At 68.5% G+C, this 19,481-nt stretch carries 15 protein-coding genes and 2 pseudogenes; 6 read left to right on the forward strand and 11 right to left on the reverse strand.

Annotated elements, in window-relative coordinates; translation table 11 throughout:
- Positions 1–103 precede the first annotated feature (103 nt).
- The 6 genes from ACGGAQ_RS12945 to ACGGAQ_RS12970 form a co-directional block, all read right to left on the reverse strand.
- Positions 104–1,855, reverse strand: a complete 1,752-nt coding sequence (locus ACGGAQ_RS12945; protein WP_393047993.1) for a DUF6461 domain-containing protein — start codon at positions 1,853–1,855, stop codon at positions 104–106.
- 134 nt (positions 1,856–1,989) lie between these two features.
- A complete protein-coding gene (locus tag ACGGAQ_RS12950) occupies positions 1,990–2,649 on the reverse strand; it encodes a class I SAM-dependent methyltransferase (RefSeq protein ID WP_393047996.1) in 660 nt (219 codons plus the stop codon).
- Positions 2,650–2,994: 345 nt separating this feature from the next.
- Positions 2,995–3,477, reverse strand: a complete 483-nt coding sequence (locus ACGGAQ_RS12955) for a hypothetical protein (protein WP_393047999.1) — start codon at positions 3,475–3,477, stop codon at positions 2,995–2,997.
- A 299-nt stretch (positions 3,478–3,776) separates the two neighbouring features.
- The gene (locus ACGGAQ_RS12960; RefSeq protein ID WP_393048001.1) at positions 3,777–4,844 is read right to left on the reverse strand and encodes a hypothetical protein; all 1,068 of its coding nucleotides are present in this window, start codon (positions 4,842–4,844) and stop codon (positions 3,777–3,779) included.
- Positions 4,845–4,875: 31 nt separating this feature from the next.
- Positions 4,876–5,196 (reverse strand): PadR family transcriptional regulator, encoded by a 321-nt coding sequence (locus ACGGAQ_RS12965; RefSeq protein WP_393048848.1) that lies wholly within the window; start codon positions 5,194–5,196, stop codon positions 4,876–4,878.
- An 85-nt stretch (positions 5,197–5,281) separates the two neighbouring features.
- Entirely contained in the window at positions 5,282–6,307 is a 1,026-nt protein-coding gene (locus ACGGAQ_RS12970) for a hypothetical protein (RefSeq protein WP_393048004.1), read from the reverse strand.
- Between the two features lie 126 nt (positions 6,308–6,433).
- Here ACGGAQ_RS12970 and ACGGAQ_RS12975 point away from each other — a divergent pair.
- The 4 genes and pseudogenes from ACGGAQ_RS12975 to ACGGAQ_RS12990 form a co-directional block, all read left to right on the forward strand.
- A pseudogene (locus tag ACGGAQ_RS12975) lies at positions 6,434–6,562 on the forward strand (IS481 family transposase); the annotation flags it as partial.
- Positions 6,563–6,935: 373 nt separating this feature from the next.
- Complete coding sequence (locus tag ACGGAQ_RS12980; RefSeq protein ID WP_393048006.1) at positions 6,936–7,334, forward strand: hypothetical protein; 399 nt, start codon at positions 6,936–6,938, stop codon at positions 7,332–7,334.
- Positions 7,335–7,471: 137 nt separating this feature from the next.
- The gene (locus tag ACGGAQ_RS12985; protein ID WP_393048009.1) at positions 7,472–7,855 is read left to right on the forward strand and encodes a hypothetical protein; all 384 of its coding nucleotides are present in this window, start codon (positions 7,472–7,474) and stop codon (positions 7,853–7,855) included.
- Between the two features lie 13 nt (positions 7,856–7,868).
- Positions 7,869–8,276, forward strand: coding sequence for a hypothetical protein (locus tag ACGGAQ_RS12990; RefSeq protein ID WP_393048012.1), 408 nt, complete (start codon positions 7,869–7,871; stop codon positions 8,274–8,276).
- A gap of 199 nt (positions 8,277–8,475) precedes the next feature.
- Here ACGGAQ_RS12990 and ACGGAQ_RS12995 read toward each other — a convergent pair whose 3' ends face one another.
- A complete protein-coding gene (locus ACGGAQ_RS12995; protein WP_393048014.1) occupies positions 8,476–12,396 on the reverse strand; it encodes a BTAD domain-containing putative transcriptional regulator in 3,921 nt (1,306 codons plus the stop codon).
- 34 nt (positions 12,397–12,430) lie between these two features.
- Positions 12,431–12,616 carry a hypothetical protein gene (locus ACGGAQ_RS13000; RefSeq protein ID WP_393048017.1) on the reverse strand — a complete coding sequence of 62 codons (186 nt, stop codon included), beginning with the start codon at positions 12,614–12,616 and terminating at the stop codon, positions 12,431–12,433.
- A 417-nt stretch (positions 12,617–13,033) separates the two neighbouring features.
- Between ACGGAQ_RS13000 and ACGGAQ_RS13005 the strand changes: the two genes are divergently transcribed.
- Positions 13,034–13,525 carry a MarR family winged helix-turn-helix transcriptional regulator gene (locus tag ACGGAQ_RS13005; protein ID WP_393048020.1) on the forward strand — a complete coding sequence of 164 codons (492 nt, stop codon included), beginning with the start codon at positions 13,034–13,036 and terminating at the stop codon, positions 13,523–13,525.
- 124 nt (positions 13,526–13,649) lie between these two features.
- Here ACGGAQ_RS13005 and ACGGAQ_RS13010 read toward each other — a convergent pair.
- Positions 13,650–13,914: pseudogene (locus ACGGAQ_RS13010) on the reverse strand (DDE-type integrase/transposase/recombinase); the annotation flags it as partial.
- A gap of 1,203 nt (positions 13,915–15,117) precedes the next feature.
- Here ACGGAQ_RS13010 and ACGGAQ_RS13015 point away from each other — a divergent pair.
- Positions 15,118–17,112, forward strand: a complete 1,995-nt coding sequence (locus ACGGAQ_RS13015; RefSeq protein WP_393048023.1) for an MMPL family transporter — start codon at positions 15,118–15,120, stop codon at positions 17,110–17,112.
- Positions 17,113–17,193: 81 nt separating this feature from the next.
- Here the strand turns inward: ACGGAQ_RS13015 and ACGGAQ_RS13020 are convergent, their stop codons facing one another.
- Both ACGGAQ_RS13020 and ACGGAQ_RS13025 read right to left on the reverse strand, forming a co-directional pair.
- Positions 17,194–18,603 (reverse strand): ATP-binding protein, encoded by a 1,410-nt coding sequence (locus ACGGAQ_RS13020; RefSeq protein ID WP_393048025.1) that lies wholly within the window; start codon positions 18,601–18,603, stop codon positions 17,194–17,196.
- Positions 18,600–19,331, reverse strand: coding sequence for a response regulator transcription factor (locus ACGGAQ_RS13025; RefSeq protein ID WP_393048028.1), 732 nt, complete (start codon positions 19,329–19,331; stop codon positions 18,600–18,602). Before ACGGAQ_RS13025 ends, ACGGAQ_RS13020 begins: the two co-directional genes overlap by 4 nt.
- Positions 19,332–19,481 lie beyond the last annotated feature (150 nt).

Genomic DNA, 19,481 nt, shown 5'->3' on the forward strand with positions numbered 1-19,481 from the left:
CTAGAGCACCTCGGCGGTAGGCGTCGGGCTGGAACAGGATCCATCGTCCGCTGTCACGGATGTGGCTGAGGTCCTCGTCTCGGGCCGCGGTGCGGCTGTGTGCCTATCCTGTGACGCGGTAACCGATGCCGGCCGCGCGGATCCGGTTGAGGTCGGCAGCGGTGATGCCCCGGCCGGTGAACCGTGCGACCGCGACCAGTCCCTTCTCATTGCGATCGCCGAGCTCGGCGAAGTCGATCCCGGCGAGAGCTGCGGCAACCTCCGGCGGGTACTCGTCGCGCCCCCATGGCTCGAAGGCAGCGAGCAGTTGACCTGCCTCGGCGAAGGAGAGCCGGGTGACGGCGTTGACGTTCCAGAACATGCTGGCCGCCCGGCCACGGGCCGACGCGTTACGCAGCACCGCGGCGTCCGTGCCGCGGAAGCCGTTGTCCTCCACGACCAGGACCGCGTCACCGCCGTCCAGCACGGTGATCCAGGGGTAGATGGCACGACGCAGTGACAGGTCGCGCTGAATGTCATCGATCGATTCGGGCTGGTCCGGGTCGGCTCCGAACGCACGTAACGCCTGCTCGACCGTAGCACCAGTGACGACGGTGACAGTCGCCGCCTGGGAGAGCGGGCTACGGCGAATCCATCGGTACGCGTGCTCGGGGGGCCGGGCCGGCTCGGGCTCGCCGCGCAGCCGGTGCCCAAGTTGGTCGGTGAGCTTGTAGGCGATTTCCGGTGCGGCGGGTGCGCCCCAGACGACGAGTTTGTAGCTCTCGAGCTCGGCGTCGAGGTCGTCGCGCCCGCGGGCGTGTACCCGGGTCCGGTATTCGCCGGGCCACGGCGGGGTCTGCCGGCGTAGGCCGCGGCTGCCCGTGCCGTCCGGCGCCATCACTGATGCGCGCCCCTCGACGGCACGCCAGCTCACTTCGACGATCTCCTCCCAGCCGGACTCCAGCTCGTCCGGGGCTTCCGCGAGCACGGCCAATTCGACGCGGACCGTGCCCACTGCGACACCTGTGCGCACGACGATGCCGCCGTCGGTCACGGCAACCATTCCGTTGCCTGCGAAGTCCGCCTGCTCGGGCAACTCGTGCTCGGCAAGGCCGAACCGGTGCTCGGCCACGGTCACCGTGCCGGACATATGGCGCGGCAGCAGGTACTCCGCGCGGATCCTGGCGAGCAACGCCGCCGCATATGCCGGAGGCATGAGTGCGTCCCGCAGCAGTAGCGCCGCGGCGCCGACTCCCAAGCCGACCGTGGCGGCGGCACGCTCCACGATCACCGGTGGCGCCGCCTGGTGGACCACGGCACCAGCAACCGCCACCGCCAAGCCGAGATGAGCTGCACCGTGCTCGGCCGCGATCGATGGCTCATCGGTCACCGCCGGCGTGACTGTCAGCAGCGGCGCGATCACAGGGTGCGCCGCAAGCTCGCGCACCAACGCAACCGTACGGTCGGCCAGTCCGGGACGCAGTCGGTGCAGCAGAGCCGTCGCGGACGTCGCCTCGCTATCGTGACCACCCGCGGCCATCCACACATACTGGGCATCCGGCGGCCGGAACAGGCCCGCCACCAGGTCCGGCGCACAACTCCAGTCATGGCCGCCGACAACCAACTCGAGCGCGCCGAGCAGGCGCTCCACCGGCAGCGGCCCCAGCGCTCGCAACGCCGTCAGGCACTCGGGCTCACCGCCGGCCGAGTGATCGAACCGGTGAGCACCCACCGAATGCGAATCCGCCTCCTCCGGCGCGGCCAGGCGACCCAGCAGACGCGCGGGCATCGCAGGGATCCGCTCAATGAACACCGGCATCGTCGCCGCGGCGAAGGCCGCCAGCCCCTCGCTTGCCTGAGCCGATACGTCAGTCATCGTCCGCTCCCCGTCAGCGCGATCACCTGGGCCGCGAGGATACCGGACGACGGTCAGGCGTCCGCAGCGGATCTATGCGACCGACGTCGATGTGAGCAGACTTGTCAATGCGACAGTCGACGACCCGTGATCCCCTACCCAATGCCCGAGTCGGTCTTGCGGACCAGCATGTACCCGTATGAGGGCTCCGGTTCTTCGGGTGGCGTGCTGCCCTGAAAGATCAGTGCGAACCCGGCGGCGGCGAAGCGTTCCTCCATTTCTCGGGCCGAGAGCCAGTACCGGTCGAAGTCGATGCCGAAGCTCCCGACGCGGCTGCCGGGAGGGTTACGGTGCCCGGTGCCATCGCCGTGCTTGAAGGCGGTCACCAGGTATCCGCCCGGCCTTACAACCCGGGCGAGTTCGGCGAAGGCCGGAACCCTGGCTTCTGGTGCCAGGTAGATCAGCGAGAACCAGCAGACCACCCCGGCCAGCGAGGCGTCCTCGAACGGCAGGTCGCGCAGGTCGGCAACCTCGTATGTGAAGCCGGGGTTCTCCCGTCGTGCCACCTCGACCATCCTGGGCGAGAGATCCACGCCGCGCGGCGCCAGGCCTCGGCTCGCAAGGTAGGGAAGAAGCCGTCCGGTGCCGCAGCCCACGTCCGCGATCTCCGCGCCCACCGCCAGGGTCATCTCGGCGAACAGGTCGAGCATCGCCCGCTCGACCGGCATGCTCTCGAGCACTCCGGTCAGGTTCTTGGCGTACCACTCCGAGAGCACGTCATGCGCGTCTCGGAGTTCTTCGGTCCTGGCGTCCATCCCCGTTGGCCTTCCCGTCGAGACCCGCTGTGGCGGCGAATCTACCCCCGGCTGGGCGAGGTGCCTCCTATGGGGACGGCTTCAGCGTTCGCGTGCGCGGGCAGAGCGACCAGATGGCCCGTCTGCCACTGCCGTAGGTGGTCTACTCGTGTTGCCAACCGAGGAGAACTACTTGCCACCGCGCTACCAAAGGGATGACCGAAACGCTGGCCGGCGTTGGCGTCTTCGTCGCCGAGTAGATCCCTCCACAGAGCCAGCCTCCGCGCCCGCGACATCTCCCTTACAAGCTCTGTGCGGTACGTCCGTCCCTGTCCTGGGAAGGCCGTCAGCTGCACGATCCTTGCATCAGTCGTCCTCGGTGACTGTGAAGGGCGCGTAGCCCTCCCTCACCTCCGTCACGTCAAGGTCGCTGAAGATGAGAGTGATGGCGTGAGCGTTCATCTTGAAGCGGACCTCGTGAAAGGGAATGCCGACCTTGTCAGCCCACGACCGGGCACGCTCGGAGTCTGCCACCACCTCCGCACCTGGGTAGAGCGACTGCCAACGCACCGCCCACACAAAGCCGTCCAGGTCCGGACCGATTTCCCGGTCGGTCAGTCGCTCATCGAGCGAGCAACGCCAGATCTCGGGACTCACCGCCGTCTGCACCTCGGCTGCGACGCAGTATCTAAAGAGGTAGCGGAGGTGGACGGGTGGGATGCCGGTACGCGGGTCTGCGGTGACGTAGACGATGACTTCGTAGTCGCGGACGTAGTCGGTGTACCCGTGATGCACGAGCGCGCCGTCGAAGATGTCACCCAACGCCTGGCTGAGCTGCGCGATCTCCACGCCCCGTTCTACCACCCGCCGGAACACTGCCCTGGCGGGGACGGTCGAGCACTGTCAGCTTGGGAATCGGGTTGAGTAGGGCTCCTTGGGCCTGGTGCCGGCTGGTCGTGGGAGTACGGACCATCCGCGCAGGCTTCCCCATGGGCCTCTACTGGCGGGAGCCGGGTGGCTGAGGCTTGAACCCCTAACACCTACGCCGCCGCTACCAAGCCGCGTCAAACAAGCCCACTTCCAGCGAAGACAGAAGCAACACAACGAAGCGAGGTGTCCGGCCGGCCGACCGTGGGCGACGGAGTGCGTCAACGGTGCGCAAGCCTCGGGTCGGCCGGCAGCCTGTGGGGCAGCGCGGCAACGCCTAGCACGAGCGCCAGCATGAGACAGCCGCAGAGGAACGGCAGCGACATCACGGGCTGGCCGAGCCATTCCCACAGGGGATGCCAGCGAAGGTGCGGCTCGCTCAGGTGATGCGACAGCATCAGCGACGTACTCAACAGGATCGGTGCCCACCACAGCAACATCGCGAAGCCGAACAGGAATTTCGCCGATCCTTGGGTCAGCGGATGGCGCCCCTCCGTACGTCGACTGGCCCAGCCGAACAGCCACCATCCGCTGAGCGTGCCCAGAACGAAGGCGACAACGCCGACGGGATAGGCGCTCCACGGGGTTGATCGGGTCAGGGCAAGGCTCATCTTCGGCGTCGTGTTGTCGTCGTTGATGGACACTTCGAGAATGTCGTCACCACGTTGCGCGTAGACCGTGATGTTCGACGGTATCGTCGCAGGGTCGCATCGCGGGTCGTCGGGAATGCAGGCATACGCGTCGGAGTAAACCGGTTCGGTGTAGTCCCATCCGGAGGCTTGCAGCCGCTGTCGAAGCTCGGCGAGGACTCGCGGACGGTTGTCGGCCGGCAGTTGGTCGAAGGACGCGCCGAGACCGGCCAGCGAATATTCGCCGCCGTCACCCAGCAGCAGCTCCGAAGCGAAGCTCCAGCTCAGCGGACTGCCGTAGATGAGGAACACGGAGGGTGGGTCGTCCGTGTCGATGTGGCTCACCCGCTTGTCCGGATACAACTGGCTGACCGCGGCGGCAAGCTCGTTGTGGTCGAGCGGACGGGAGCCGAGCCAGGTGAGCCAGGTGCCGAAGGACGCGGCGAACAGACCGCAGGCCAACGCGAAGATCGATGCCCAGAGGACCACGGTACGGCTCGCGGGTCGGCCAAGGCGGGTGCGCAGACCGTGACGTACGAGATTTGCCGCCACCCGCGCACCTCGGCTGGTGGATGCGGTGTCGTGTACCGTCTCGAGGATTTCGGCACCGCGCTTCCGGCGGTAGTCGCGCGGGTAGGACAGCAGTAACCAGCGGTGCATGAGGTCTCCCAGGACGCGGCGTCAGTCCGGATCAGGCGGGATTGGGCCGCAGGATGCGCAGCCGGGATTCGGCGGCGGACGCCAGTTGGCGCAGCCGTTCCGTCTGGCGCGCGAGCTCGGCACGGCCATCGGCGCGCAGCCGATAGTGCCGGCGTAGCCGGCCGTCGACGACTTGCTCGTGGCTGAGCTCGACCATGCCCTGTGCCGTCAGTCGGTCCAAGGCGGCGTAGAGGGTTCCCGGCAGCAGGGTGACGCGGCCATCGGACAAGACGGCGACCTCCCGGATGATCCCGTAACCATGGCGCGGCTCGTCGGCCAGCGCGGTCAGGATCAGAAACGTGGCCTCGCGCATCTCAGTCACCGAGGCAACATATATTGCTGATCAATCTATCGTCAACGCCCACGGGCCAGGACGGCACGCTGGATACCCCGCTCGCCTAGCGGTAGGCGTCGAGTACCGCGCGCAGGGGCTGGTAGGAGTCGTCTGGGTAGTGGACGCCACGGATGCTGCGATGGATCGCCGAGGTCAGTTCAGTGCGCGGCCTGATGCGCCGGCCGACGTGGGCCACGGCGAGCAGGTCAAGCCGGTCGCCGGTGACGTCCAGGTTCGCTCGCATCGGCAGCCAACGCGCCTGGTGGTTGCGGCAGATTGTCTCGCCGAGGTACCAGATAGCGCAGTTGAAGACCGGGTCGTCGTAGAGACTGCCGGTGCCGGCGTGGGGAGCGAGCGCCTCGCGCAGTACGTCCTCCAGGGCGCCGAGAGAGGCGGGCGTAAAGTCGAAGTCTGCGGGGCGTCCGGTGGCCTCGGCCCAGCGGGGGAAGACTTCTTCCTGCACAGCCAGCCATTCGGCAAGGCTCTCACCGACCGGCCCGGGGTCCAGCGGGCCCGGGGCGTCCGGGAGAGGCTGGCCTTCCGGGCTCTGCGAGGGCTGGTTGCGGGCTCGCGTGAGCGCCCGATCGACAGCCGCCTGCCAGGGCGCATACTGATGCAGGAACGAGGACAGATAGCCGGTGTACTCCGGGCGGGCCGCGGAGACGACGGCCTCGGACGGGTTGCAGTAGGGAAAGTCGTCCTCGTACAGCTCTTCTTTCTCCTGAAGTTCTGCCAGCTCCCAGTGCTCCAGCACCTCTTTCGGGAGCCTGACGACGGGTTCGGTGCGTGCGTAGACACCGAGGCCGGGCTGCGGAGCGCACCGCCAAACGGCGCCGTAGTTGCGTACGTGGACCTGACCTACATACCAGGCGGACACGGTCATGAACGCGTCGTCCCGGGCGGCCTGCGCGTCGTCGTAGGACGGGTAGCGGCGCTTGATCTCCTGCTCAAGGTGGTCGAGGGAGCCGGTGCTGAAATCCCATCGTCCTTCGGTTTGTTCGACCCACCCGGGAAAGAGGGCTGCTTGAGTGTGGAGCCATCCGTTCAGGCGTGGGTTGTCGGCCCACTCCGGGTCGTCAATGTTGGTCATGGGCGGTGAGCCTAGGTGTTCTGTGGACGTTGGTGACAGGGCTGGGATCTTGAAACAGGTGAGGACGTCCGGGGAGGCGGGGCCTGTCACGGCTCGGCCCAAGGCGACCACAACGGCCGGGCCTGCACCACAGCTCGCCGCAACGGCCGCCCGGTCATCGGCTACGCCTGCCTGCACACCGCCATCGACGACCACACCCGGCTGGCCTACACCGAGATCCTCTACGACGAACGCACGGAAACCGCCGTCGAGTTCTGACAGCGCCCGCAGGCCTGGTGCAGCGCGTCCACAGGTCGCCTCTGGGCCTCGGTCGTGGACATGCATCAGCGGGGTCAGCGGGTAAGCGCCGCGCTCGATCTGGCCCGGTTCAGGGGTGGCTGACCCGTCGCGGGCAGCGCGGCGTGCCTCCAAGCGTCCTGCCTGTCTGGCAGCCGTGCCTGTCGGGCGCCGTTCGGGCGGGAATCGGGCAGCCGGCTGTTTAGATCAGAGATCGACGGCAGAAGCCGGCCGCCGTGAACTCTCCTGCCGGATATAGGCACGTGGAGACGACACACAAAAATGATCCATCATTGCGGCACGGCAGATCGGCCACGATCGTTGGCATTCGCCAATTCAGAAAGGGGCTTTTATGAAGCTTGGCGTTGGTCGTGCTCTTACGGGTGCCACGGCCCTCACCGTCGCCGCTGTCGTGGCGTTTCCCGGTAGCGCCGCCGCGAGTCCCGAACCCCCCGGTGACGGCTGGGACCACGTGTTCTCGGTGAAAGGTGTGACGGTCTACGTCGAGGAATACGGCGATGTGATCTCCGTGTGCGACACGCTGGCGAATGGGCACAACGCCTGGGTCGACGTCAGTTACGGGAGCGGCTGGTTGTACACGGCTAAGGTCAACAGTGGCGCGGGTAGCTGCGCGACCCACCGGGCCAGCGAAGGCGGAATCTACGACCTGAAAGAAGGCCGTGACTATCTGCTCGACTTCGCCGGCAGCGTAGATGGCGTATATCTGGAGAGTTTCTCGAACAATCACTGACCTCCGGTAGCCGCGCTTCAACGAGCTGGCTCGCGCGGTTCAACGCGCCTGAAAACGCTGGAAGACATCGACTTGGCGCCGCCGCCGTACATCTGTTTCTGACCTGGGGCGGCGGCAACCCGGAAAGGAAGACGCACATGCGGAGAAAAAGAGTTTTCGGCCGACTTGCCGCGGCGGCCGCGCTGACCCTGGTTGGGGTCCTCGGCACCGCCGCGCCAGCGAGCGCCGAGTACACCCACTGCCTTGACGTGACGGGTGGTCTGGCCTGCTGGCACACCTACGGGGACTGGTTCAGTGTGCACGACGCTGCGGCGGACGGTGCCCACGTGGAGGTCCGGTGGCAGTCGTGGGGCCGCAGTGGCACCTGCATCGCCAGCGGAAACGGTGATTACCAGAAGTGCGACTACGACCTGAGGGAGGGCTACCAGATCAAGTGGTACCTGGAGATCTGGGACGGCAACACATACGTCCGAGGCACGTACAGGACCGACTGCACGGACGACGTGGTCGTCTGCATCTGAGAAGGGACGGACAGTGATGAAGTTGAGGCGAACGATGGTGGTCGCCGCCACGGCGGTGACCCTCCTCGGGGTGACGGCCGGGAGCGCGAGCGCCGCGGCGACCGACACGGTGACCTGTGGAACGGTGTCAGCCCAGGATCCCACCGATGGTTGGGAGGTCAAGCTGGCGGGCAGTTCCTGCTTCCACAGCTATGGCGACTGGTTCTCGGTGACGGACGAGAACTCCGACGGCTACCACGTCGAGGTCCACTGGCAGACGGACTACGCCCGCGAGGGTAAATGCAAGAACACCAATGGCTCGGGGACGAAGGTGACCTGCGACTACGACATGGCGGAAGGGCACAGCATCCTGTTCACCGTCTATGTCTACAAGGACTCGGTGTCCATTATGGGTGGCCCGCAGAAGAGAGCCACTACCTGATCACCCGCGAACCGCCGTCCTAATTTGGGCCGCGGGGAGTGGGATCGGGCGGGAGGACATCTGGCTCCTTTTCCCACGCCCCGCGGTCGAGGTCGCCGGCGGCTGGCTTCGAGCGGCGAGCATCCGGCGCACTTCGCGGAAAGAGGGCCTCTCCCTTCGGCCTCCATGCATCGGGTGTCGTTGTCAATTCTTCTCGCTGTCAGGACGGCAGGTCCGTCGGTGGCACGCCGATCTGCTGAAAGATCGTGTGCGCCTGCTCCCGGTAGGATCGAGCGACATCGGTCTGACCCAGGTGGCAGTGTGCGTGGCCAAGCATGAGCAGCGTCCGCGCCTGTCCGAGCCGCTGTCCCGTCCTCCGCTGTGCGGCCAGTGCCTGGCGGGAGTGTCGTAGGCACGCTGCCACGTCCTGCAAGCCGAGGTAGGCCGCGGCGACGAGGCTGTGCGCCCGGGCGGTCAGCAGCGCGTACCCGGAATCCGCGGCCAGGGCGAGGGCGCTTGTGGCGTGTTCATGGGCGGCGTGGTGTTCCCGCCTGGTGAGGTCCAACGCGGCAAGCGTGAGCAGCGTCTCGACCTTGGCCCGGTGATGCGCGATCTGCTCGACGAGAGGCAGGGCGGTGGCGAGGGACTCCGCGGCGTCGTGCAGCAGGCCCTGTCGTGTCTGCGCACGGGCCAGCGCGACATGGGCGAAGCTCTCCAGACGGATGTCCCGGGTGCGCCGTGCGAGCTCGATACTCGTGCTCAACACGGTGATGGCGGCATCGAGTTCTCCGGTGTCGCAGTGCACGAGTCCCGTGGTGGTGAGCACGGCGACCTCCTCGCGCGGGGCGCCGATGGTCCTGGTGATCTCCAGCGCCTGGGTGAGTGCCTCACGTGCGGCGTCGAAGTGGCCCTGCTCGCGGCGGACCGTCGCGAGGTTCTCGAGAGCGACGCACCACGCCTGATGCTGGCCGGTGTCGCGGACCAACGGCAGCGCGGACTCGCAGAACTCGCCCGCTGCGGTCAGGTCGCCGATCTGCTCGTGCGCGGCGGCCAGGTTGATGAGCTTGCCGGCCTCGCCGGTCCGGTCGCCGATCTCGCGATCGATGATCAACGCGCGATGTAGCTGCTGGATCGCATCCGAGGTCTGGCCCAGTTGAGCCGAGGCGATCGCCATGTTGCACAGGGCCGCCGACTGGGCCTGTCGCCAGCCCGCGCGCTCCGCGAGTGCGGCGGCGGCCTGACATTCGGCGAGCACCGCTTGGTAGCCGCCGGCACGCCAGTGTAGGTAGCTGAGTCCTTGTCGTATGGCTGCCTGCGCGCGCAGATCACCGGCGTGCTGGGCGGCGGTGAGGCCGGTCTGCATGAGCTGCAGCCCTTGCGCCGGGGGTGCCTGCATCTGCAGGAGGTCGCGTATCGCGTGGGCGATCTGCCAGACCATCCGGTGACGTCCTGACGAGGCGGCGTCTTCGAGCGCGGCGACGAGGTTGGGCCACTCCACGCTGACCCACTCCCGCGCCTGGGCCTGGTCCATTAGTTCGACGGGTGACACGCCGGCTGGCAGGGGGTCGCGAGGCAACTGCAACCTCGACTGCCCGATCAGGATGCGTGCTGCCCGGTCCGCACTGTGGAGATAGAAGTGCAGGAGTCGGTCGACGGCGGCGGTCCGCTCGTCAACCGGATCTTGTTCGGCCAGCAGGTCGGCGGCGTAGTGCAACAGCAGGTCGTGGCAGAAGACCCGGCCCTGCCCCGTTATTTTTATCAGGTGCATCCGGGCGAGCAGGTCGATCATTGACTCGACCTGGACAATCGGCCGACCACCGAGCGCGGCCAGCGCGGCGGTCGTCAACCCGGCCGGCGCCGGCACGGCGCCGAGCAGACGGAACATCCGCTGCGGGCAGGGCGGGAGCGCCTCGTACGACAGGTCAAAGGTGTTCCGCACGCTGGCACCCTCGTCACCGGCCACGCTCAACCGGTCCATCGGGCCGTGCGCAGTCAACTCGTCGACGTGCCGGCGCAGCCCGAGGTCGGGCCGGTCGGCGAGCCGGGCCCCGGCGATGCGCAGGGCCAACGGGAGACCACCGCACAGCTTCGCCAGCTCGACCAGCGCGGCGTGGTCGTCGCCGGCCTGAGCCGTACCGGCGGCGCGGGACAACACCTCGACGGCTTCGGCGTCGGGCAACTCGTCGAGGTTGATCCGCTGCGCGCCGTCCACCGCCACCAGCCCGCTGAGTCGGTCGCGGCTGGTCACCAGCACCACGCTGCCGGCATCGACCGCAAGAAGGGGCCGCACCTGATCAGCGGTGGCCACGTTGTCCAGCGTGATCAGCACTCGTCGACCGGCCAACAGGGACCTGTACAGCGCAGCCTGACCATCGACGTGCACCGGAACCTGGTGGGCGGCCACCCCCAGGGCAATCAACAGCAGAGGCAGCGCCTGCTCCGGCGTCATCTGCTGACCGGCGTGGAAACCACGCATGTCGACGAACAGTTGTCCGTCCGGAAACCGCGGTGCCGCACGCCGGGCCCAGTTCGCGACGAGGGTCGTCTTGCCCACTCCGGCGGGGCCCACGACGAGCACCAGCCGTTCGTGCCCGGCAAGAAGCGCGTCGAGCTGTGACAGTTCCCCGGTGCGACCGACGAAGGCGGGGGCACGTGCCACGAGCTGAGCGGTGGCCTTCGGTGCCTGGTCGACAGCGGACGCCCGTTCGCCGACCAAGGCAGTGTCATCCGTCAGAACCTGCCGGTGGAGTCGCTGCAACTGCGACGTCGGCTCCAGTCCAAGCTCCTCGCTCAGCCGTGCCCGAAGTCTTCGGTACACCTCCAGGGCCTCGCCACGCCGACCGTCCCGGTACAGCGCGGTCATCAGGTGTCCGTAGGGCCGTTCGCGTAGCGGCTGCTCCGCGAGCATCCGGCCGAGCTCGGCGATCACCTCGACGTGCCGGCCAGCGGCCAGCATCGCCTCAGCGCGCTCCTCCACAGCACGCAGCCGCAACTCCGCCAGTCGCGCCGCATGGGCCTCCACGAACGGACCGCTCGCCCCGCCCAGCGGGGCACCGTGCCACCAGGCCAACGCCTCATCGAAGTGGGCCACCGCCGTCTGCGGCTGGCCTCCGGCAGACGCCTGCCTGGCCCGCTCCACACCGGCCACGAACCGGTCGAGGTCCAACTGTCCGGCCGTCAACCGCAGCCGGTAACCCGGGGGCTCGGTGACGATGGGGCTCTCGCCGACACCCCACGCGCGCCGCAGCTCCGAGACGAGCGTACGTACCCGACCGGACGCGTTGCCGGGCAGCGGCAGTCCCCACAACGCCTCGGCGGCTCGGTCAGTCGAAACGACCTCGTTCGCCTGCAACAGCAGCACCGACAGCAAGGACCTGTGCTTGCCGCGCAGTGGAACGATTTGACCAGCGACATTGAGCTGCACCGTTCCCAGAATTCGAAACTCAGCCCAACCGGAGCCGTGCGATGTCACTGCGTCCATAGCTGCGGATCCTCGCATCCTGTGCCGCCCACCGTCCCAGCCCGCGGGCGTCAACCGGCGGTCAGGCTCCCGCCGCCGCAGCGCGCTCAGGTACAGCGTCGCGGCGACCGCGATGACGAGCCCGAACGTCGTCTGTGCCACCACCGATGTGAGCCATCCCCCAGGGGCTTCCATGTTCTTGGCGAAATCGTCGGATCTGGTGAGGTCGGATCGCAAGCCAACAAGTATCGCTACCGGGGCATATCCAGCAACCGGCACAGCGAGCACGCCACGGGTTGCCAGGCGGGCGACTCGCCCGGCTCGATGGGCGACGACCGCGAGCAGCGGCGCAGCCAACAGCGCCAACGCGAGCGGCACCAGGCTGAGCAGCAGCGCGAAGCCGATCTGCCCGACGATGCTGCTGGTGCCGCTGTCGAGGACGTGCTCGTAGTTCTTGGTTCCGACGGACTCGGCCGGGCGGATCAAATCGTCCCGCTGAAAGCTTTCGAGCACGGTGGACACCGTGGGCAGGACGTACGACCACAGCCAGGCGAGCACCGCCGGGAGCATCAGCGCCAGTCCAATCAGGACTCGCGCCGTCACGCTGAGGCCCGATCGGCGCGGCGGCGGCCCGGTCGGCACGGGTGCGAATTGAACGGATCCTGGCGGCGGCGCGGTCATCAGTCATGCCTCTTTCACTGGTAGATGGCGGGTTTCACTGGTAGATGGCGGGGACGGGTCGGCGGCGGGCGGCCCAGCTGACGACGCGAGTGGTAGCAGTCCCGGCGACGAGGAAGGTGAGCCCGAGGATCAGCCACCCGGTCCCGCACCAGACCATCACCACGCTGGTCAGAACGGCCGGCCCCATGGCGCGGGCGAGCGGTGTGCCGCTCTGATACACGCCCTGCCACTGCCCGGGCCGGGTGGGATCGGCCAGGGCGAAGCCGACGGTCCACGACCCGCAGCCAGTTGCACCTCACCGGTCACCTGCAGGGCCACCGCGGCGAGGAGGAGACCGGCGGCGACAGCCGGGCCGGTGGTGGTGGCGGCGGTTGAGCGCGGCCACCGTGACGTAGCGGATGTCCCGGGGCGCATCCCACCCCAGCCTGTCCTCATCCGGATCCGCGATTCCGGGGGCAAAGCCGTCAGTGCCAGGGCGCTCACGACGAACAGCGCAGCATCCCCGACCAGCGCGGTGAGGTGATCCAGGCGAACGGGCAAGACGGGTGCACGTAGGCCGGGACCGCAGTGGTGGTCGGGGACGAAGGGCTGTCTTGCACGGAAGGAGCCTATCTTCCGTGGAAGGTAGGATGCAAGAATGGATGAGGACCGCGTTGCTCAGATCGCCGACCAGTGGCGCCGTGAGCGCCCCGACCTCGATCCCGATCCCTTGCTGATCATCGGCCGGATCCAGCACTTGGCCGAGGCGCTCGATGGGGCCCTGCGGCCGCCGTTCGCCGCGGCGGATCTGGGCAACGGTGATTTCGACGTGCTCGCAGCGCTGCGCCGGGAGGGGCAGCCGTACACGCTCACGGCGGGCCAGTTGAGCGAGCGGATGCTCGTCACCACCGGGGCGGTGACCAAGCGGGTGGACCGGCTCATCCGGCGCGGCCTGGTGTCGCGCGCAGTCTCCGAAGGCGACGCGCGCGGCAGGGTGGTGGGGCTGACTCCGGCCGGGAAGACCCTGACCGACCGGCTCATCGAAGAACATCTGGCCAATGAAGCGGCCATCCTCAGCCGTCTCTCCGACAGCGATCGCAGGAATCTCGAACGCCTGCTGGCCACGTTGACCAGCGTCGTGAAGCGCTGAGGGGCGCGTCTCCGCCGGGAACCAGGGATTGAAGCCCCTGGTCACACTCGCTCGCCGAGGGCCGCTACTCCCAAGATGTCCTAAATCGCCTGTTCGAACAGGGCATCTACAGAGGAACTGGCGGCACCGAGGTGCCTCGGTCGGCGCGCACGACGTGCGGGACGCCGTGGGCGCTGAACCACCTCGCGCATCATCGACTCGGCGAGCGGACCAGACTCACGGGCGTGCACGCGGACGCCGACGATGTACCGGGAGTAGCTGTCGATCAGCACGTAGGCGTCGTAGTAGACGCCCTTGACCGGTCCCGCGAGTTTCGTGATGTCCCAGGTGTAGACCTGCCCGGCTCCAGCTTGTGGCCGGCGTCCTGGGTGAGCAGCGTCTCCGTGGCGCCGGCGCCCAGGTGTCCACCCACGCCGCGTCTCCCTCTTCCACCTCGGCGCCGGCCACGCCGGTCCCGCCGAAGCACTGCCAGCCGAGGCCGGGGGTCTTCGCGTCCTGCTCGCGCACGGCGGCGGCGCCGCCCGGCGGCACCGCGTACACGATGGCGTGGTGTGCGATGGCGACGTTCTCGGGCGTGAACTGGGTCCCGGTCAGGAACGCCGCCTTGGTCAGGCCAGGGTCGATCATCTGGCACCGGTACTCGTCCGTGCCACCCTCCGGCGGCGCGGGCGTGTATGCCTCGGCCATCCTCAGGTCGACGAACCGCTCGCCGACGCGCAGCGGCTGCGGTGGAGCCGACGACCCGCTCGCGTGCGGGCCGTGCGATCCGGTCGCGGCAGGCGCGGAACTGTTGTTGTCGGCGTCCGACCCGCAGGCGGCGACGACTGCCAGCGCTGTCGCCAGCGCCGTAGTGGCCGCCCCGAACTTCCACAGTCGACTGTCAGGTTTCCTCATGGCCCGAACGCTAGGCCCGATTCCGTGCTGTTTCGTCGTACTGCGGCCTGATCCTCGGGAGGGAGGCGGCACCACAGTACTACTCATCGGAGCGCCGTTCGACACCCGCACGAGAACCAATGCCCGGCGCAACCGGGCCGCAAGTCACGCCGGCGCAGGTCCGTCGCGGGTTCGGAACCTCCACCCGAGAACCACCCATCGTGCCTGTGCGTCGAAACCCAGCGCACCAGCCCTCGGACGCCCCTCGGCTCCAAAGGGCATCACCGAGCACCCCACCCCGACCTGGATCGACACCGCCGCGGCCGCGTGGACCGGACGGGTCAACACCGTCGCTGCCCGCATGGACCAGGTGGACGTCAATGCGTGGTTCATCCGGCCCGACGGCTGTGACGCCTGGGCCTTACGACGCCACCACGCTGTTGCGTGCGCTGGACACCTGGTTCGGCCAACCGGCCTGAGCGCCCTTTTTAACAGTCGTCTCAGGTTCGCTCGGTACGAAAGGCGGCGTCAGATAAGCGATCTGACCCGTCTGTAGGAGGCTAGTGATGGCGGTCAACGCAGGGCCGTCCGGGGAAGCGCCAGCCGGTCGGTTGGCAGGCCGGTGGGTGCCGTGGTTGGTGATTGGCCTGTGGGTGGCGCTGGCGGCGGTCATGGTGCCGCTGAGCGGAAAGTTGAGCTCGGTCACTACCGACAGAGCCGTGGACACCCTGCCCGCCGGTGCCGAGTCCACCAAGGTGGCGGCGCTGGAGGACAGTCTCCCCGGCGGTGAGGACAACACGTTCGTGTTCGTGTATCACCGCGCCGGCGGCTTGACCGACGCCGACCGCGCGACGGTCGAGCGCCACTACAACGCCCTTGCCAAGCGGTACCCGCCGAAGGTGGCGGCCCCGGCCGGCGAGGACGACGAGGGCCCACCGACGAGACTCTCCACCGACGGCAAGGCGATGATGTTCACCATCGACGTGAGCACAACCTACGGCGCACCGGAGGCCATCGTCGGGCCGTTGCGTGACGCCGCGAAGGACCGTCCTGCCGGCCTGGAACTCGACGTGACCGGCCCGGCCGCGGTCGACGGCGACATGGACGCCGTCTTCGACGGCATCGACCTGCAGGTCTTCCTCACCACCGTCGTCGTCGTCACGCTCCTGCTCATCCTCACCTACCGCAGCCCGGTGCTGTGGTTCATCCCGCTGGTGGTGGTGAGCGCGGCCGCACTGACCGCGATGGCGACCGTCTATCTGCTCGTCAAAGGCTTCGGCATCGTGGTGAACGACCAGAACTCGGCGCTGCTGACGATCCTGGTCTTCGGCGTCGGCACGGACTACGCGCTGTTGCTCATCGCTCGATATCGGGAGGCACTGCACCACCACGAGAACGTTCGGGTTGCGATGGTCCACGCGTTGCGCGGCGCGGCGCCGGCGATCGTCGCGTCCGCGGCCACCGTGGTCGCCGGCCTGCTCTGCCTGCTCGTCGCGGACCTGAACAGCACCAGCGGGTTGGGCCCGATCGGTGCGGCCGGCATTGTGTGCGCGCTGGTGGCCATGCTGACGCTGTTCCCGGCGGTGCTCGTGGTGCTCGGCAGGTGGATCTTCTGGCCGGCCATCCCGCGGTTCAGCCCGACCGTGGAGGAGAAGCCGGGGCTGTGGGGACGGCTTGGCACCGCCATCAGCCGCCGCCGGTGGGTGGCGACGCTCGGCTCGCTCGGAGTCCTCGGCGTTCTCGCCCTCGGGTTGGCGGGCAATACCGGCCCCCTGCGGGAGCAGGACCAGTTTCTGTCCGCGCCGGAGTCGGTCACCGGCTTTACCGTTCTGCGCCAGCACTTCCCGGAGCTCGGCGGCCAGCCGATGACGATCTTCACGCGGCCGGCGTACCAGGAGCGGGTGCTCGACATCGTCAAGGGCACGCGCGGTGTGGCCATGGCCATCCCGGGTCAGACCACGGGGGGCTGGGCCGACATCTCCGTGTTCCCGACGGACGCGCCGGACACCGCCGCAGAGTACGACACGATCAAGCGGGTGCGCACCGCCGTGCACGCGGTGAGCGGGGCGGAGGCGATCGTCGGCGGGCCGAGTGCGGAGAACCTCGACACCGAGGTGACCACCAGCCGCGACGAGAAGCTGGTGATCCCGCTGGTGCTCGCCGTCGTCCTGATCGTGCTCGGGCTGCTGCTGCGCGCGGTCGTGGCCCCGTTGGTCTTGATGGCCACCGTGGTCGTCTCATTCGCCGCCGCCTTCGGCGGCAGTGTGTTCGTCTTCGACACGATCCTCGGGTTCAAGGGGATCGACTATTCGGTGCCGCTGCTGGCCTTCCTGTTCCTGGTGGCGCTCGGCGTCGACTACAACATCTTCCTAGCCAGTCGTGCCCGGGAGGAGGCCGTGCGTCTCGGCACCAGAGAGGGCATGCTCAAAGCCCTCTCCGCCACCGGTGGCGTCATCACCTCGGCAGGCATGGTCCTGGCGGCCACGTTCGCGGTCCTCGTCTCACTTCCGCTGGTGATGCTGATCGAGGTCGGGTTCCTGGTCGCCTTCGGCGTGCTGCTCGACGCCCTGCTGGTGCGGTCGGTTCTGGCGCCCGCCCTCACCCTGCTGATCGGCCGACGGATGTGGTGGCCGAGCCGGCTGTCCCAACCGGTGGAGCCGCCGGACGGGCGACAGTCGCTCGCCGACGACGAGGAGCCCGCGCTGCAACGGTGAGCGCGGCGGCACGGGCGAGATCCGGGACGGAGCCCTCAGGCCGTCCCGGATCTTTCATAACCCGGCGGTGGGCCGCGGGATTCAACCGGGCGGGGCCGCGGCCGGAAGGTCGACCCGAAGCAGCGCGCCACCGCGTGCGGAGCGGGCGACGGTGGCCCGACCGCCGTGGGCGTCGACGACCCGCTGCACGATCGACAGCCCCAGACCCGATCCCGGCAACGCCCGGGCGCTGTCGGCACGGTAAAACCGGTCGAAAATCCGCGGTGCGTCAGCGGCGTCGATGCCCGGCCCGGCGTCGTCGACATCGAGGACCGCCGACGCGCCCTCGGCGCGGAGCCGGACCTGGACCGGCTGGTCCGCGGGGGACCACTTGCCGGCGTTGTCGATGAGGTTGAGCACCGCCCGCTGGAGCGCAGCGGGACGCCCGCTCACCCACACGGAGGTCACGTCGAGCACGACCTCGACGTCAGGCATGCGGGAACGCGCCCGGGTCGCGGCGGCCACCACCACGTCGGCGAGGTCGAGCAGGTCGGTGCTCTCGTCGCTGACGTCACCGCGCGCCAGGTCGGTCAACTCGGCGGCGAGGGTGCTCAACTCGGCCACCTGGGCGCCGAGATCGTTGAGCAGCCGGGTCCGGCTCTCCGCCGGCAGTGCACTGTCCAGGGTGCCCCGCCGATCGAGCCGGATCAGCAGCTCGACGTTGAGGCGCAGGCTGGTGAGCGGGGTCTTGAGCTCGTGGGCGGCGTCCTCGGCGAGCAGCTTCTGTGCCCGCCGGGAGTCCCGGAGCGCGGCGAGCATGTCGTTGATCGACTGGATCAGCCGCCGGATCTCCCCACCGCCTTCATCCGGGATGTGGGCGTCGAGGTCCCGGGTGTGTGCGACACGTACCGCAGCGGCGGTCAGCCGGTCGATCGGTGCCAGCCCAGTCCGTGCCACGGTCCGCCCGACAAGGGCGCCGCCGACCACGCAGAGCAGCCCGATCAGCAGCATGCCGAACCCGAACTGGTTGATCGGGCTGTCGTCGGCGACGCGGGCCACCTGAACCGCGCCGTCGCCGGCCCGAAGCGTATAGATGAGGTAGCCGTCCTCGTCGCTGTCGTTCGACTCCATCAGGTCGGCCAAGCCGCCCTGCGCCACGCGCCCGGCGTGCTCGCTGATCGGGGGCAGCGCGGGTTGGCCGGCTGGCGTCCGGGTCGAGCCGTCGGGCAGGATGACCCGCACCAGCTGACCAGATCCGGGATACGGCGGTAGCTGGACCTGCGCCAGACCAGCGCGCTCCGCGTTCGTCGCCAGGACCGGGGAGTCGGCGCGCAGCTGATCCTCGGCGGTGTCCCGCAACTGCCAGTCCAGCAGCTCGCTGGCCACCTGAAAGGCCATGAACACGCTGACGGCGATGGCCGTCGCCGCGATCACGGTCAGCCTGGTCCGCAGGGACCGCCGGCGCCACCATCGGGTCAGCCGGAGCGGTTCCCGGCCGGCGGGCCTGCTCACGGAGGAGTCTCCCGCAACGTGTATCCCAGGCCGCGCAGCGTGTAGATCAGTCGCGGCTCACCCTCGGCCTCCATCTTGCGGCGCAGGTAGCTCACATACACCTGGAGGTTGTTGGCGGTGGCGCTCATGTCGAAGCCCCAGATCGCCTCGAACAGCGCGTCGCGGGTCAACACCCGGGTCGCGTTACGCACGAGGACCTCCAGGAGGGAGAACTCGGTCCGGGTCAGGCGCAGCGGCCGCCCGCCCCGCCACGCCTCGAACCTGTCGGGATCGAGCCGAACGTCGGCGAACGACAGGACCTGCGACTCGGCGTCGCCCGGCGTGCGCCGGCGCAGCAAGGCCCGCACCCGGGCCAGCAACTCCTCGGTGGCGAACGGCTTGGGCAGGTAGTCGTCGGCGCCCGCGTCCAGCCCCGAGACCCGGTCCGAGACCCGGTCACGGGCGGTCAGCATCAGCACCGGCAGATCCCGACCCGCCGCCCGCAACCGCCGGCAGGTCTCCAACCCGCCGAGGCGGGGCATCATCACGTCGAGGATCAGCAGATCCAGCGTGTCACCGCCGGTCCCACCGACCCCGTCGAGCACGGCGAGACCGTTGGCGACGGTGCTGGTGTCATAACCCTCGACCTGGAGCACCCGCTCCAACGACTCACGGATGGCCGCGTCATCATCCGCGATCATGATCCGCACGCCGACGCGCTCCTTCCAGTCGATGCTTTTGCCGCTCATCCTCTCCGATCAACCTGAGGCCAGGATTAGAGGTCTGGGCGCACGGTGGACCGCAACATCCCACGGACATGATCAGGTGCACTGTTCTCCACATGAGCGGACGTCGTCGGCCTATGAAGCGGAGCCGACCGGTGCTGACGCTTTCGGGCG

Origin of the sequence: Micromonospora sp. NPDC047557, assembly GCF_043205095.1 — a bacterium.
GTDB lineage: Bacteria > Actinomycetota > Actinomycetes > Mycobacteriales > Micromonosporaceae > Micromonospora.